This window comes from Sulfitobacter geojensis, assembly GCF_000622325.1.
In the GTDB taxonomy this organism is placed as follows: domain Bacteria; phylum Pseudomonadota; class Alphaproteobacteria; order Rhodobacterales; family Rhodobacteraceae; genus Sulfitobacter; species Sulfitobacter geojensis.
The window spans coordinates 2,900,105-2,914,500 of sequence record NZ_JASE01000005.1; the positions used below are offsets into that span (position 1 = coordinate 2,900,105).

At 60.5% G+C, this 14,396-nt stretch carries 14 protein-coding genes; 5 read left to right on the forward strand and 9 right to left on the reverse strand.

The window, feature by feature from the left end; genetic code table 11:
* Positions 1-3: 3 nt before the first annotated feature.
* Complete coding sequence (locus tag Z947_RS0116160) at positions 4-1,374, reverse strand: MATE family efflux transporter (RefSeq protein ID WP_025045328.1); 1,371 nt, start codon at positions 1,372-1,374, stop codon at positions 4-6.
* A gap of 334 nt (positions 1,375-1,708) precedes the next feature.
* Here Z947_RS0116160 and Z947_RS0116165 point away from each other — a divergent pair, with 334 nt between their 5' ends.
* Positions 1,709-2,581 carry an alpha/beta fold hydrolase gene (locus Z947_RS0116165; RefSeq protein ID WP_025045329.1) on the forward strand — a complete coding sequence of 291 codons (873 nt, stop codon included), beginning with the start codon at positions 1,709-1,711 and terminating at the stop codon, positions 2,579-2,581.
* A 70-nt stretch (positions 2,582-2,651) separates the two neighbouring features.
* On the opposite strand, the gene Z947_RS0116170 is transcribed toward Z947_RS0116165, so the two are convergent.
* The gene (locus tag Z947_RS0116170; RefSeq protein WP_025045330.1) at positions 2,652-3,260 is read right to left on the reverse strand and encodes a carboxymuconolactone decarboxylase family protein; all 609 of its coding nucleotides are present in this window, start codon (positions 3,258-3,260) and stop codon (positions 2,652-2,654) included.
* Positions 3,261-3,429: 169 nt separating this feature from the next.
* On the opposite strand from Z947_RS0116170, the gene parE reads away from it, so the two are divergent.
* The 3 genes from parE to Z947_RS0116185 all read left to right on the forward strand — a co-directional run bounded on the left by parE (position 3,430) and on the right by Z947_RS0116185 (position 6,983).
* Positions 3,430-5,391 carry a DNA topoisomerase IV subunit B gene (parE, locus tag Z947_RS0116175; protein WP_025045331.1) on the forward strand — a complete coding sequence of 654 codons (1,962 nt, stop codon included), beginning with the start codon at positions 3,430-3,432 and terminating at the stop codon, positions 5,389-5,391.
* A 480-nt stretch (positions 5,392-5,871) separates the two neighbouring features.
* On the forward strand, positions 5,872-6,273 hold the full coding sequence (locus Z947_RS0116180) for a PaaI family thioesterase (protein WP_025045332.1): 402 nt from the start codon (positions 5,872-5,874) through the stop codon (positions 6,271-6,273).
* 11 nt (positions 6,274-6,284) lie between these two features.
* Complete coding sequence (locus tag Z947_RS0116185; RefSeq protein ID WP_240477543.1) at positions 6,285-6,983, forward strand: hypothetical protein; 699 nt, start codon at positions 6,285-6,287, stop codon at positions 6,981-6,983.
* Here the strand turns inward: Z947_RS0116185 and Z947_RS0116190 are convergent.
* A complete protein-coding gene (locus tag Z947_RS0116190; protein WP_025045334.1) occupies positions 6,980-7,390 on the reverse strand; it encodes a cytochrome c4 in 411 nt (136 codons plus the stop codon). The genes Z947_RS0116185 and Z947_RS0116190 overlap by 4 nt on opposite strands.
* Before the next feature lie 106 nt (positions 7,391-7,496).
* Between Z947_RS0116190 and Z947_RS0116195 the strand changes: the two genes are divergently transcribed.
* Complete coding sequence (locus tag Z947_RS0116195) at positions 7,497-7,931, forward strand: DMT family transporter (protein ID WP_025045335.1); 435 nt, start codon at positions 7,497-7,499, stop codon at positions 7,929-7,931.
* On the opposite strand, the gene Z947_RS0116200 is transcribed toward Z947_RS0116195, so the two are convergent.
* The 6 genes from Z947_RS0116200 to pepT form a co-directional block, all read right to left on the reverse strand.
* Positions 7,915-8,901: an Ldh family oxidoreductase gene (locus tag Z947_RS0116200; protein ID WP_025045336.1), complete on the reverse strand. Its 987-nt coding sequence runs from the start codon at positions 8,899-8,901 to the stop codon at positions 7,915-7,917. The two genes, Z947_RS0116195 and Z947_RS0116200, sit on opposite strands and share 17 nt — an antisense overlap.
* 84 nt (positions 8,902-8,985) lie before the next feature.
* Positions 8,986-9,669 carry an ABC transporter ATP-binding protein gene (locus Z947_RS0116205; RefSeq protein WP_025045337.1) on the reverse strand — a complete coding sequence of 228 codons (684 nt, stop codon included), beginning with the start codon at positions 9,667-9,669 and terminating at the stop codon, positions 8,986-8,988.
* A complete protein-coding gene (locus Z947_RS0116210; protein ID WP_025045338.1) occupies positions 9,662-10,945 on the reverse strand; it encodes a lipoprotein-releasing ABC transporter permease subunit in 1,284 nt (427 codons plus the stop codon). The genes Z947_RS0116205 and Z947_RS0116210 overlap by 8 nt, the downstream gene beginning before the upstream one ends.
* Before the next feature lie 51 nt (positions 10,946-10,996).
* A complete protein-coding gene (locus Z947_RS0116215) occupies positions 10,997-11,494 on the reverse strand; it encodes a DUF2937 family protein (RefSeq protein WP_025045339.1) in 498 nt (165 codons plus the stop codon).
* 6 nt (positions 11,495-11,500) lie between these two features.
* Positions 11,501-12,841, reverse strand: a complete 1,341-nt coding sequence (gene proS, locus Z947_RS0116220) for a proline--tRNA ligase (protein WP_025045340.1) — start codon at positions 12,839-12,841, stop codon at positions 11,501-11,503.
* A 176-nt stretch (positions 12,842-13,017) separates the two neighbouring features.
* A complete protein-coding gene (gene pepT, locus Z947_RS0116225) occupies positions 13,018-14,253 on the reverse strand; it encodes a peptidase T (RefSeq protein ID WP_025045341.1) in 1,236 nt (411 codons plus the stop codon).
* Positions 14,254-14,396 lie beyond the last annotated feature (143 nt).

Below are 14,396 nucleotides of genomic sequence, written 5' to 3' on the forward strand. Positions count from 1 at the left end.
GGCTCAGCCGTGTTTCAGGGACCTGTGCAGCGACGGCATTGTGACTTTCCAGAAGCGGGCGTTCAGCAGGATCGACGCCACCGCAAGGCCGATCACCAAGCCGCCCCAGACACCGATACCGCCCCAGTCGAGTACAAAGCCGAGCACATAGGAACAGGGCACGCCAACCACCCAATAGCTGAAGGCGGCCATCCACATCGGCACGGTGGTGTCCTGCACCCCGCGCAACACGCCCAGTGCGATGACTTGCGTGCCATCGACCAGCTGGAACAGCGCCGCAGCCGCCAAAAGCCCCACACCCACCGCAAGAATTTCCGCCCGCGCCGGTTCGTTTTCCTGCATGAACAGCAAGATCAGCGGTTCAGGCCAGATCACGAAAATCGCAATGGTGACAGCGGCAAAGAGCACGGACATGGTCGTAACGATGGATGCCCCCCGCGCCATATGCAGCGCGTCCCGCCGCCCCAGCGCATTGCCCGCACGGATCGTCGCGACGTTGCTGAATCCCAGATGCACCATGAAGGTGATCGAGGCGAGTTGCATCACGATGCCATGGGCGGCCAGCGGGATCGTCCCCAGCCAGCCCATCATCACGGCAGCAGCGGCAAACAGGCCGACTTCGCTAAGTGTGGTCAGGCCAATCGGCAGCCCCAGCCGGAACACCCGCGCAAACATTTGCCAATCCGCCCGCCAGAACCGCACAAACAGCTGGTGTTGTGGCACGACGACCAGAATATAGATCACCACCCCGACCAGTGATACCAACTGCGTTGTGACAGAAGCGATGGCCGCCCCTTCAATGCCAAGTTCGGGCGCCCCCCAATTGCCAAAGATAAACGCATAATTTGCCAGCGCATTCACGGTAGCGGCCAGCAAGGTGATGCCCAGCACCACCTGCGTGCGCTCAAGCGCCGCCAGATAGGATTTCAGAACCATCACCAAAAGCGCGGGCAGAATGCCCCAACCGGCAATAGACAGATAGGCCGCGGCCTGTTGAGCAACCGCTTCGCCCTGCCCCAAAAGCCGCAGCAAAGGTTGGGAAAACAACAGCAAGGGCAGCGCCAGCATGCCAAAGGCCAGCGACAACCACAGACCCATGCGCGTGGTACGCCGGATCGCGACCTCGTCCTCTTCCGCAGCGAAAGACGCGACCATCGGCATCACCGCAAAGGCAAAGCCCGAACCGAAGATGAACAGCACAAAGAAATAGGTACCCGCAAGCGTAACAGCCGCCAGCGCTTCGACAGAATACCACCCCACCATGACCGTATCGGTCACCGTGATGGCAATTTGCCCCAAGTGCCCGCCGATCAACGGCAGACCAAGGGTCAGGACCGCGCGCACGTGGCCTGGATATGTCATTTGAGTGCTCATTCTTTAGCCATACGCCCGCGCGACACCAAGGGGAAGAGGGTTGGATGCACAAAGGGTGCTCCATTGTTTCGGGAGCGATGTTGCCCAACAGCGCGGCGCGCGTTGCTTTGCTGGAACGCCAACCAGATTTTGGTTTGTCGGTCCCGAAACGGGTTGTGACACAGCAGTGCCAAAGGGTTTTACGTGGGGTTCCACCTTGGCAAGATTAGAAACGATGTGTTTGATTGCCGGGAAAGATCGCGCCAGCTCAGCTGTGGCAAGAGGCGGGATCGCAGCCGCAAAGGCGCAGCATGATTGCGCTGCGCTGGGTCGGGTAATGCAAAAGGATGACAAGATGAACGCCCCAAGAACCGAGACCGTCGCGTTGAACGGCAACCCGTTTTTCATCCGCCATTGGGGGGACGAAAGCCTGCCCAAGCTGTTGATGCTACACGGGTTTCCCGAATACGGCGGTGCGTGGGCAGAGCTTGCGCCCTTGTTGTCAAAGCGGTTTCACTGCATCGCCCCCGACCAACGCGGCTTTGGCCAAAGCTGGGCGCCCGCCGAGGTGTCCAACTATACGACATCCAAGCTGGTCGGGGACATGGCCGCTTTGATTGGCGATGCGCCGGTCCATGTGTTGGGCCATGACTGGGGCGCGGCGGTGGCCTATGGGTTGGCCATGTTCCGCCCCGAACTAGTGGAAAAGCTGATCATCATGAACGGCGTGCATCCGGTGCCTTTCCAGCGGGCGTTGGCCAAGGGGGGCGCACAGGCGGAAGCCTCGCAATACATCCATTACCTGCGCAGCGAAGGGTCCGAGGACCGGTTGGCCGAGGATGATTTCGCCAAGCTGTCCAGCCTGTTTTCCGCCAATATGGATCACGCGTGGTCGGATGCCGATACAGCCGCCGCCTATCGCGCGGAATGGGGCCGCCCCGGTCGGATGCGCGGCATGGTGAACTGGTACCGTGCGTCGCCTTTGGTGGTGCCCAAGGTTGGTGAGGTCGCACAATTGCCGGAACTGCCGCTGGACAAGCTGATGGTGCGCTGCCCGCATCTGTTGGTTTGGGGCAGCGATGACACGGCCCTGTTGCCCGAAGCCACGCAAGGTCTGGAAGATTTTGCACCGGACCTGACCCGCGTAGAAATAGCAGGCGCGGATCACTGGCTGCACCATCAGAAACCCGAAGCGGTGGCAAAGGCGATCCTTGGGTGGGTCGGTTGAAACCGACAGCCATGACGCAAAAGTGGGATTAACGTAGGCGGGGATAAAGGCTGGCGGGGTTAACCCCGCCCTACGTGTGGCCCCAGTCGTCGGGGTCATCGTTGTTGCCGGGGCTCAGGCCGATCACGTCCCCTTGGGTTGAACACCCCAAGCCCAGCACGGTGCGGTTGGCATAGGCGAAATAGGCGCTGACCTGATTGATCTCAAGGATTTCGCCGTCCTCCCACCCCGCATCGCGCAGTGCTTGCACATCGGATTGCGCCATGTCTTGCGGTGTGAGCGTCAGCTTTTGGGCATAGCGCAGCGCCGCCTGTTCGCGTGCGTCCAGCGGTGTCGCGGCAATATCGCGCCCTTGCAACGCAGCCCGCAAGCCATCCGCGCGCGCGTCATCCCGCAACAGCCGTTTGAGGCCGGCAAAATGATGTTCGACGCAGTAGCTACAGGCATTCAGCGAGGACACCCAAACCCCCAGCGTTTCCAAGAACCACTTGGGCACCGTGTTGTCCTTGTGGTGCAACACGTATTTGTAGATCGCCATATGGCCCTCCATCGTGTGGGGGCGCAGGGAGTGCATCATCATGATATTGTCGACGTTGTTGTTCGGGCCGGTCACACGTTTGTACAGGTCGCGCAACTTGCCGGCGGCAGCGTCGAAGGGGATGGTTTTGATCCAAGACATCCAGAAGTTCCTTGTTGGGGTGATGCGACAGGATCGCGAAACGCACGCCACTGCAACCTGTTTCTAGGCCGCTTTGCCCTTTCAAAGCTGTGGATTAACCCAGAAGCGTGATTGCGCCACCCTGCCCCGCCTGTCAGAATAGCCCAAACCAAAAACAGCGAGCAGCCCCATGAGCGATCTTCTGTCCGGACAGGAACCCGAGAAATATGATGCCTCCTCGATCGAGGTGCTGGAAGGACTGGAGGCCGTGCGCCTGCGGCCCGGCATGTACATCGGCGGCACGGATGAACGCGCGCTGCATCACATGGTGGCCGAGGTGCTGGACAACGCGATGGACGAAGCGGTGGCGGGGCATGCCAACCGGATCGAGGTCGAGCTGCACGCGGATTATGCTATTACGATCCGCGACAACGGGCGCGGTATTCCGGTCGATCCACACCCGAAGTTCCCCGAGAAATCCGCGCTTGAGGTCATCTTGTGTACCCTTCACGCGGGGGGCAAGTTTTCGGGCAAAGCCTATCAAACCTCGGGCGGGTTGAACGGTGTGGGGTCCTCGGTGGTGAACGCGCTGTCCGACAGCATGGTGGTGCAGGTCGCGCGCAACCGCGAATTGTTCGAGCAGCGGTTTTCGCGCGGTGTGCCGCTGGCCCCGCTGGAGAAACTGGGCGCGGCCCCCAACCGTCGCGGCACCACGGTGACCTTTCACGCCGATCCAGAGATTTTTGGCGGGCACCGGTTCAAACCTGCGAAACTTTATAAATCGGTGCAGTCCAAGGCGTACTTGTTTTCAGGCGTTGAAATCCGCTGGAAATCGGAAATCGCCGATGGCGACACACCGCAGGAAGCGACCTTTCATTTTCCGGGCGGTTTGTCGGATTATCTGAAGGAAACCCTTGGCGGGGCGATGACCTATGCCGATGCGCCCTTTGCCGGCACGGTGGATTTTCAGGAAAAATTCGGCGCCGCGGGCAAGGTCGAATGGGCGATCAACTGGACCCCGACCAAGGACGGGTTCATTCAGTCCTATTGTAACACCGTCCCGACCCCCGAGGGCGGCACCCATGTCGCCGGTTTCTGGGCGGCGATCCTGAAAGGCATCAAAGCCTACGGCGAGCTGTCCAACAACAAAAAGGCCGCGCAGATCACCCGCGAGGATCTGATATCGGGCGGTTGTGCGCTGGTGTCCTGTTTCATTGCCGATCCCGCGTTTGTGGGCCAGACCAAGGACCGCCTGTCCACGGAATCGGCCCAGAAAATGACCGAAGGTGCCGTGCGCGACCATTTCGACAACTGGCTGGCGGCGGATACGAAATCCGCAGGCGCGATCCTTGATTTTCTGGTGTTGCGGGCCGAAGAACGCCTGCGCCGCCGGCAGGAAAAGGAAACCGCGCGCAAATCCGCGACCAAGAAATTGCGCCTGCCCGGCAAGCTGACCGATTGCACCAACAAGGACCGCACCGGCACCGAACTGTTCATCGTGGAGGGTGATTCCGCCGGTGGATCAGGCAAAGGCGCGCGGGACCGCAAAACGCAGGCGCTGCTGCCGCTGAAGGGCAAGATTTTGAACGTGCTGGGCGCGGCATCGTCCAAACTGTCGACCAATGCCGAAATCAGCGACCTGTGCGAGGCGCTGGGCTGTGGCATGGGCACCAAATTCAACCTTGATGATCTGCGCTACGACAAGATCATCATCATGACCGATGCGGATGTGGACGGGGCGCATATTGCGGCGCTGCTGATGACGTTTTTCTACACCCAGATGCGCCCCCTGATTGACGGCGGGCATTTGTATCTGGCCTGTCCGCCCCTGTTCCGCCTGACGCAGGGGGCCAAGCGGATGTATGTGGCGGATGACGCGGAAAAGGATCACTGGCTGGAGAAGGGTCTGGGCGGCAAGGGCAAAATTGATTTGCAACGCTTTAAGGGTCTGGGCGAGATGGACGCGAAAGACCTGAAAGAGACCACGATGGACCCCGCGACGCGCAAGCTGATCCGCGTGTCGGTGCAAGAGGATGTGCCCGGCGAAACCAGCGATCTGGTGGAGCGTTTGATGGGGAAAAAGCCGGAGTTGCGGTTCCAGTATATTCAGGAGAACGCGAAGTTCGCGGATATGGAGGAGTTGGATGTTTGAGGGGGCCCAGTCCGCCTTCTGTAGTAAGTCGCCGACTTCGCCATGAAGCGGGATTTGGCTGTGCGGTTTGCGGCGCTCCTTTTGTAGAATACCATCACATAATTGAATGGGCGGAAAAACAACATTTTGATCATGATCACATGATTGCTCTTTGCCCTAACCATCATCGAGAGTTGTCTAAGCTTCCAAAATTGATCCACATTCCTGGTTATTTACTTTAATTGTATAGCCCCAACACCCGTTACCGCATCCCAATGCGCCTATGGCGCATAGCCCCTTCCCTTCCCCCCATGGGGAAGGGGCTTCGACGCAACCTAAGTGAGGGTGTGCAACGCGCATTCAACCACGGTTTCGTCTGACGCAGTGGCGGGAGTAACATCTGCGGCTAGGGGTGAACCCCGACCAAGGGCGCGCGTGGGTTGCACCTGCGAAATCACGCCCTAGGGTGGGCGCACGCCACGCAGAACGGAACCCGCAGACATGACACCCGAAACCGCCCAATCCATCCTTGATCAGGGCTTCGCCCCGTGGGTCAAGGCACTGTCCCCCGTGATCAGCGAAATCACACCGGAGCGCACGGTGATGAGCATCCCCATCACGCCCGACATCAAACGCATCGGTGATATTGTGTCGGGTCAGGCGTTGGCGGCTTTGGCGGACACGGCGATGGTTTTTGCCTGTTTCGGCCATCTCGACGCGCCTGCGCCCTTGGGCACTGTGACGCTGGACACGCAATTCCTGCGCCCTGCCACCGGTGACAGCATCCGTTGCGAGGCAGAGGTGACGCGGGCGGGCAAGTCGATGATCTTTGCCCGCTGCACGTTGATCGCGGAACCTTCGGGCAAACCGGTGGCCCTGGCGACGGCCACCTTCGCCCGATGATCGGGCCCCGCATGATCAGGCCTAAACTACTGCGCGCGCTGTTTTTGTGCCTGTTGCTGGGTGCCTGCGGTGCCAGCCGACCGTTGACCGACACTGAACGCGCGTTTCTGGGCACGATCCACGGCGATACGTTGAACTATGACCGTGTGCGCCTGCATGACGGTGCGCCGACCCGTGCGGTGACGTTTCGCCGCAAACCAAGGCCGCGCACCACCTGTCGCGAGCTGATCCTGCCCCCGCCCACAGACGAGATTGTGACCAGTAAACCTGCAGCGGTCGCGCTGTATAACCGGATTTTGTTCGATAAGGACTGGTTTATCGAGGATTATCTGCCGGACTACCCCGACACCATCGGGTTGATTGCCGCGATGCTGTTTGCGCATGAAATCACCCATGTCTGGCAATGGCAGAACCGCGCGAGCACCGGATACTCGCCGCTGCGCGCCGCGTCAGAACATGGCGGCGGCGCGGATCCCTATCTGTTCGAGATCGACACGCCGCGCAGCTTCGGCGACTTCGGCTTTGAACAGCAGGGATCTATTGTCGAGGAATATGTCTGCTGTCGCGCCCTTGCGCCCACCGGTCCACGCACCAAACGCCTGCACGGGTTGATTGCACAGGTGATGCCGGTGAAACCCCTGCCCCAGTCGCGCGAATGGAACGTGCGCCTGCCGTGGGACGGGGTTGATGTGCGCGGAATCTGTGGTTAACGCTGGATGCTTTCCAGATAGCTGAGCAAAGCGGCCAAGGCACGCGGTGTCGGAGTCATCACGCCGTCAACCTCCAGCGGGACCAGATCGTCGGCCATCGCGGGGCCGAATTCGGGCATCACGCGGATCAGGTGATTGTCGGTCGGGTCCCCCCAGATATAGCTCAGCGCACGGGCCGTAGGGAAGGTGCCGCCATTGCCGCGCGCCAAAACGGTCAGGTCCGTCGGTTTGGGGTTCAGATCACCGCTAAGCGACCCGTCGCCGCGACCGGCAGGGCCGTGGCACGCGGCACAGTTCTGCGCAAAGAACGCCCGCCCCTCGGAAGGTTCCGGCATGGACACCGGCGCACAGGCCACCAGCACGGCGAGCCCCGTTGCGGCCGCGAGGGAAATTGTGGTGATCTGCATGGTGCTCTCCTGTTGTGCGGTATGGTTCACAGCTTGCCAGATGCGCCGTGTCACTCCATGATTCAAATCAACTTTAACATCTGTACGTCCAACCGAAAGGCAACAAATGGCCCAATACGCAGTGATCATGTTGATTGCGGGGATCGGCATTCCGGTTCTGGCAGCAATGAACGCCGCTTTGGGGCGTCATGTCGGCTCCCCCGCGGCGGCCGCAACCGTGTTGTTTGTGGTGGCCTTTGCCAGCTCCCTTGTCGTGATGATCGTGACCGGGCCGCATGCGCTTGCCCGCTTTGCCAGCGCACCGAAACATCTGTTTCTGGCCGGATCGCTGATCGCCTTTTACGTGCTGACGATTACCTTCATCGCGCCGCATTTCGGCATCGGCAATGCGGTGTTCTTTGTATTGCTGGGACAGTTGATTTCAGCTGCTGCGATTGACCATTTCGGCCTGTTCGGCGCGCAGGTGTCGCCGCTGGGGCTGACCCGCGCGGGGGGGATTGCGCTGATGGCGGCGGGGGTCTGGCTTACCCAGCAGGTTTAGCAAGCGCCAGCATCTGCTCCCACACCGCATCCGGCACATCAACCGGATCCATCAAGGCCTTGTTTTGTCCGGGCATCCGCGCGCCTTCATCCGCGCTGGCGGCGGCGCTGAGGGCTGTCAGTTTGGCCTGGAAATCGGGGGCGGTACTGGGGTCGATCACGATGTAATACTGCCCCAGATCATGCGGTGCGCCATCGGGGGCTTTCAACGGTTTTACATCACGCGACAAGGTGCCACCGGCCAGCCCCGCGGCCAGAATTTCTGCCATCAGGCCAAAGCCCCAGCCCTTGTAGCCCCCCATCGACACCAGTGATCCGGCTATCGCGGCGGCGGGGTCTGTTGTGGGCTTGCCGTCTGCGTCCACGGCCCAACCTTCGGGGATGGTCTCGCCGGCGGCCTTCGCCATTGTGATCTTGCCCAATGCGACCGTTGTGGTGGATTGATCAAACTGCATGGCGATCCCGCCCGCCCCGTCGGGCACGGAAAAGGCGATGGGGTTGGTGCCGATCACGCGGGTCTTGCCGCCGGGTGCTGCTACGATGGGCGAGGCGTTGGTGAACCCCACACCAATGAACCCCGCGCGCGCAATCTGTTCTGTGAAATACCCCAGCGATGTGCAGGTATGGGCGTGGCCCACAGCAAGGGAGGCAATGCCCGATTGGCGCGCCGCATCCAGCGCCACAGGCAAGCCATAGGCAAAGGCAGGTTGGGCAAATCCGAAATGCGCATCTACATGCACGGCAGCGCCGCGCGGGGTGCTGACAGTGGGGGTTACATCCCCTTTGACGCGCCCCGATGTCAGCTGGAGACAGTAGCTTTCAACGTAGTAAAGCCCGCAAATCTTGTTCCCGACCGCTTCGGCGGCGGTCACGGCGCGGGCCACCTCGGCGGCGGCAAAGGCATCCGCACCATGCGTCAGCAGCGCGCCCTGAACGGTACGTTGAATTTGTTCCAGCGAAACTTGCGCCATCTTCACCCCTTGTTGCATGCCCCTGTCACATGGCCGTGAACAACTGTGCGCATCAGCATTGGCTGCGTCAAGCAAGGATGCGTGTCAGAGCGGCACAAGTCGCCCCGCCTCAAGGCGGATCTGGCGATCCATGCGGCCGGCGAGTTCAAGGTTGTGGGTGGCGATCAACGCGGACAACCCTGTTGCGCGCACCAGATCAAGCAGGGCACCAAACACCTGATCCGACGTCGCGGGATCAAGGTTTCCGGTGGGTTCATCCGCGAGCAGGAGTTTCGGCGCATTGGCCAAGGCACGGCAAAACGCCACCCGCTGTTGTTCGCCCCCCGATAAGGCGGCAGGGCGGTGATCGGCGCGCGCCGAGATACCAACCTTGTCCAACAAGTCCCGCGCACGGGCATCGGCTTCGCCGCGCCCGACACCATTCGCCAGCTGCGGCAGCACGATGTTCTCAAGGGCCGAAAATTCCGGCAACAGGTGGTGGAACTGATAGATAAACCCGACATCCGCACGGCGCATGCGGGTGCGGCGGCGATCGGTCTGGCCGGTCATGTCCTCGCCTGCGATCTGCACCGTGCCGCCATCAGGCGTGTCCAGCAGCCCCGCGATATGCAGCAACGTTGATTTACCCGCCCCCGACGGGGCAACCAGCGCAACAACCTCGCCGGCATCAAGTGACAGGTCTATGCCCTGCAACACCTGCACTTCGGTAGGTTTGCCCGCATTATAGGCCTTGGTGATACCTGAGAGCTGAAGGATCGGATCACTCATACCGCAGTGCCTCTACAGGGTTCATCGCGGCCGCGCGGCGGGCGGGAAAGATGGTGACAATAAAGGATAGGCCAAGCGACAGGGCGACCGCCGACAGCACGTCCCCCAGTTGGAGTTTCGCAGGCAGGAAGTAGATGCCGCGCACCGAGGCATCCCACGCCGTGCCGCCCGACAGGTAGTTCACAAATCCGAAAATCTGATCCACATAAAGCGCAAACAGGCAGCCAAGGATAACGCCCATCGCGGTGCCGATGATCCCCGTGAACGAACCGCAAATGAAAAACACCCGCATGATCGACCCTTGCGTCAGACCCATCGTGCGCAAAATGCCGATGTCGCGGCCTTTGTTTTTCACCAGCATGATCAACCCTGATACGATGTTCATTGCGGCAATCAACACCAGCACGGACAGGATCACAAACATCACCCGGTCCTCGATATCAAGCGCGTTCAGGAACGATCCAGATGCATCGCGCCACGTCCAGATCTGCCCCCGCGCGCCGGCCGCTTGCAACAACGGCAAGGCCATTGCATCCACCTGCTCCGGCTCTTCAACCATCACTTCAAGTTCGTCCGCTACGCCCTCGCGATTAAAGAAGGATTGCGCCTCAAGGATCGGCAAATACGCGCGCGTCCGGTCGATGTCATAGCGGCCGGCAGAAAAGATATAAACCACCTCATAGGCGTTGACCCGCGGGCTGGTGCCAAAGGCGGTCTTCACCCCGTTGGGCGAGATCAGTTTGATCCGGTCGCCCACCGTCACACCAAGGCTGCGGGCCACGCCGGTGCCAATGGCGATGCCTTCGTCAAAACGGTTGATGTCGCCCTGCGCCTGTTCGGAAACCGCAATGCGCGGAATGGTTTTCAGATCCGCCGCCGCAATGCCAAAGACCTCGACGCCCGCGTTCGACTGCCCCTTGTTCGCCATCACCTGCTGGCGCACCAACGGGGCCACACGGGTAACACCGGGCACGGCGCGCACCTGTTCGGCAAGGGCTTCGTAATCGGTGATGGTGCGGTCAATCTGCCCGTTCGCCGCCACTTCGCCAAACTGGTAGACCGTGACATGGGCATTCGCCCCAAGGATCGTATCCACAAATTCAGCGCGAAACCCGGAACGTACGGACAGGGTCGCGATCAAGGCAAAGACCGCCAGCGTAATCCCGATCAGGCTGATCCATGTCATCACGCTGACGCCGCCCTCGGCGCGGCGCGCACGCAGGTATCGCCATGCGATCATCCATTCAAAGGGGGCAAAGGGGGGCGTTTGCGCCATGCAGGGGCTCCTGATTATTATCGCGCAAAGTGGCGGGTTGGTTGGGGACGGTCAAGCGGGGTTTGCACGGCGGCGAAACGGCCAGAACAACAGTTTGAACAACAACCCCAGCACCGCGCTGCCCAAAATAAACCCGATGACGGCAAAGCTGATCCCGGCAAAATTCAACGGCACCGCAGGCTGATATGCGTCCCACGCGGCCCGCGCAATCTGTGCGTCCCGCAGACGCGGCAGGTTGTAGGCACGCATGAACGGCCCCTGCCCCTCCAGCGCGGCCAGATCGGCGCTTAGCCGGTCATAGCGCACAAAGGTCTGTGCCATATCCGCCTGACGGCGCTGCAAAAACGCACTGCCCTGCATCTGCGCCAAGGCTTCCGAACGGTCCAGCCCCACTGCCGCAGCGGAAGCATCGAAATCCGCAACCACCTCTGCCAGTGCATCAACAGCCCCGCCCAACCGCTGGGCATATTGCTGGGAAAACTCCGGGAACTGCGACGTCGCCGCCGCCCCGGCAATCCCACCCGCCAAGGTCAAACCGCGCAGGATCATTGTACGTCAGGCAATGCCGGCATAGATTTGACCGAGCTTTTGCACCGCGGCTTCTGGCGGCATTTCTTCGCTTTCACCGGTGCGGCGCGATGTCAGTTCGACCACACCGTTTTTCAACCCGCGCGGCCCCACGGTAATCCGCCACGGCAGACCAATCAGATCCATGCTGGCAAACTTGCCCCCTGCGCGTTCGTTGCGATCATCATATAGCGGCTCAAGCCCCATCAGCGTCAGCGCGGAATAAAGCGCCTCGCAAGCCGCATCTGCTTCCGCATCGCCCTGTTTGAGGTTCACGATACCCACATGAAACGGTGTTACGCCTTCGGGCCAGATGATGCCCTTGTCGTCATGGCTGGCTTCGATAATCGCCCCCAACAGACGGCTGACCCCGATGCCGTGACTGCCCATATGCACCGGCTGGTTCTTGCCGTCCGGCCCCTGCACCGTTGCGCCCATGGCTTCGGAATACTTGGTGCCAAAATAGAAAATCTGCCCGACCTCGATGCCCCGCGCCGTGCGGCGACGTTCCTCCGGCACTTCGTTGAACAGCGCCTCATCGTGGGTTTCGTCAGTGCGCGCGTATTTCGTGGTGAACTCTTCCATCACCGCGGCGCAATCTTCAACACTGCTGTAATCAATTTCGCGATCGCCAAAGCTCAGGTCTGTGACGGCGCTGTCATAAAACACTTCCGACTCACCGGTTTCGGCCAGAACCAGAAACTCATGGGTATCGTCCCCGCCCATCGCACCGGAATCCGCCCGCATCGGGATCGCCTGCAAGCCCATGCGCTCGTAGGTGCGCAGATAGCTCACCAGATGGCGGTTGTAGGCATGCAACGCATCTTCCTTCGTCAGGTCAAAGTTATACCCGTCCTTCATCAGAAACTCGCGCCCCCGCATCACCCCGAAACGGGGCCGCACTTCGTCACGGAATTTCCACTGGATCTGATACATGGTCAGTGGCAAATCCTTGTAGCTGCTGACGTGAGAGCGGAAAATATCGGTGATCAACTCCTCCGCCGTAGGCGTAAACAACATCTCGCGGCCGCCCCGGTCCTTGATCCGCAGCATTTCGTCGCCAAAGGCGTCATACCGCCCGCTTTCATGCCACAGGTCGGCAGACTGGATCGTGGGCATCAACATCGCCAGATGCCCGGCCCGCGCCTGCTCTTCATGGACGATATTCTCAAGCTTGCGCAGGATCTTGAAGCCCATCGGCAACCACGAATAAATCCCCGCCGCAGATTGCTTGATCAATCCCGCGCGCAACATCAACCGGTGGCTGACAATCTGCGCCTCGCTGGGGTTTTCCTTCAGCACAGGCAGAAAATAACGGCTCAGACGCATGGGGTCGCTCCTCGAAAACGCGATACAATTCCCCCGCTGCCTAATTGAACGCAGCCGCCAACACAATTGCCCTTCTCTTTTTGGCCTTAAATCCTGCGGGAGTTTGAGGGCAGAGCCCTCATCAAATTTTCCCTTGAGGAAAATTAATCAAATCGAACGCGGGCTTGCCCGCCCCTTCAGGTCACCGCGCGTTGGGCAAGCGCAATCGCCACTTGGGTCGCCCGCGCCATATCCTGCACCGATATCCACTCAAGCGGTCCGTGGATTTCCTGCATGCCGGTAAAAACATTCGGGCAAGGCACACCCATTTCGGTCAAGCGCGACCCGTCCGTGCCGCCGCGAATAGGCACGGACACCGGATCAAGCCCTGCATCTTTCACCGCCGCGCGCACCAGTTCGACCGGCGTCATGTCCTTTTCCAGCCAATAGCGCATGTTGCGGTATTGCGGGGTGATCTCGCAGGTGATTTGCGCGCGTGGTTCGCCCGCCGCAACCGCCGCGCAGATCTGACGCAACAAATCACCCTTGGCCGCAAGGCCCTCCAGCTCGAAATCACGGATGATCAGTACGATTTCCGCAGCGCTCGACCCGCCGTTGATCTCGGACACATGAATGAACCCTTCGGTGCCCTCTGTCGTATCCGGCGTCATCGTGACCTGCGGCAGGGTCATCACAATCTTGCTGACCAGATGCAGCGCATTCACCATTTTGTCTTTGGCAAAACCGGGATGCGCTGACACCCCCGTAACCCGCACCACCGCGCCGTCTGCCGAAAACGTCTCGAATTCGATCTCGCCGGGTTTGCCGCCGTCAAATGTATAGGCAAAACCAACGCCGAAATCCGCCGGTAAACGCGGGTCCACACCCCGCCCGATTTCTTCATCGGGGGTAAAGGCCAGCCGGATTGCGCCATGTTTGATCTGCGGGTTATCCAACAAATGCCGTGCAGCGGTCATCGCAATGGCGACGCCTGCCTTATCGTCCCCGCCAAGCAGGGTCAGGCCGCTTGCCGTGATGATATCCTCCCCCTGTTTCTGCCCCAGATAAGGCGAATTTTCGGGCGAGAGTTTTAGATCAGGCGCATCGGCAAAGGTGATATCACCGCCGTTATAGCCGCGATGCACCACCGGTTTCACACCGCTGGCGTTAAATTGCGGGGCGGTATCCACATGCGCGCACCAGCCCATTACCGGCCCCTCGGCGGTGGCGGGAATGCTTGCCAGTACGACGCCATAATCCGTCAGGCGCACATCCTGCGCGCCCATCTCGGTCAGTTCGCCAACCAACAGGCGCGACATATCAAGCTGGATGTCCGTGCTGGGCTGGCTGGTAGAGGCCGCGTCACTCTGGCTGTCGATCTCGGCATAGCGCACAAGGCGCGCTTCCAGTTCACTGTCAAATTCGCTGCGCATCATTCTGATCTCCTTTGGTGGGATGTGGTGACGTCCTGCCGGTCAAGTCAAGGTGCGTGTTGGGCTGAATTTCGACGCGACAACGGGCCCAAGACGGGATTTCCCCTGAACAAGACTGGGATTCCCCCTGAACCGGCAAGGAT

Coding starts and splice junctions, on each gene's coding strand:
- Z947_RS0116160 (WP_025045328.1), bottom strand. CDS start 1,374: ATGAGCACTCAAATGACATATCCAGGCCACGTGCGCGCGGTCCTGACC.
- Z947_RS0116165 (WP_025045329.1), top strand. CDS start 1,709: ATGAACGCCCCAAGAACCGAGACCGTCGCGTTGAACGGCAACCCGTTT.
- Z947_RS0116170 (WP_025045330.1), bottom strand. CDS start 3,260: ATGTCTTGGATCAAAACCATCCCCTTCGACGCTGCCGCCGGCAAGTTG.
- parE (WP_025045331.1), top strand. CDS start 3,430: ATGAGCGATCTTCTGTCCGGACAGGAACCCGAGAAATATGATGCCTCC.
- Z947_RS0116180 (WP_025045332.1), top strand. CDS start 5,872: ATGACACCCGAAACCGCCCAATCCATCCTTGATCAGGGCTTCGCCCCG.
- Z947_RS0116185 (WP_240477543.1), top strand. CDS start 6,285: ATGATCAGGCCTAAACTACTGCGCGCGCTGTTTTTGTGCCTGTTGCTG.
- Z947_RS0116190 (WP_025045334.1), bottom strand. CDS start 7,390: ATGCAGATCACCACAATTTCCCTCGCGGCCGCAACGGGGCTCGCCGTG.
- Z947_RS0116195 (WP_025045335.1), top strand. CDS start 7,497: ATGGCCCAATACGCAGTGATCATGTTGATTGCGGGGATCGGCATTCCG.
- Z947_RS0116200 (WP_025045336.1), bottom strand. CDS start 8,901: ATGGCGCAAGTTTCGCTGGAACAAATTCAACGTACCGTTCAGGGCGCG.
- Z947_RS0116205 (WP_025045337.1), bottom strand. CDS start 9,669: ATGAGTGATCCGATCCTTCAGCTCTCAGGTATCACCAAGGCCTATAAT.
- Z947_RS0116210 (WP_025045338.1), bottom strand. CDS start 10,945: ATGGCGCAAACGCCCCCCTTTGCCCCCTTTGAATGGATGATCGCATGG.
- Z947_RS0116215 (WP_025045339.1), bottom strand. CDS start 11,494: ATGATCCTGCGCGGTTTGACCTTGGCGGGTGGGATTGCCGGGGCGGCG.
- proS (WP_025045340.1), bottom strand. CDS start 12,841: ATGCGTCTGAGCCGTTATTTTCTGCCTGTGCTGAAGGAAAACCCCAGC.
- pepT (WP_025045341.1), bottom strand. CDS start 14,253: ATGCGCAGCGAATTTGACAGTGAACTGGAAGCGCGCCTTGTGCGCTAT.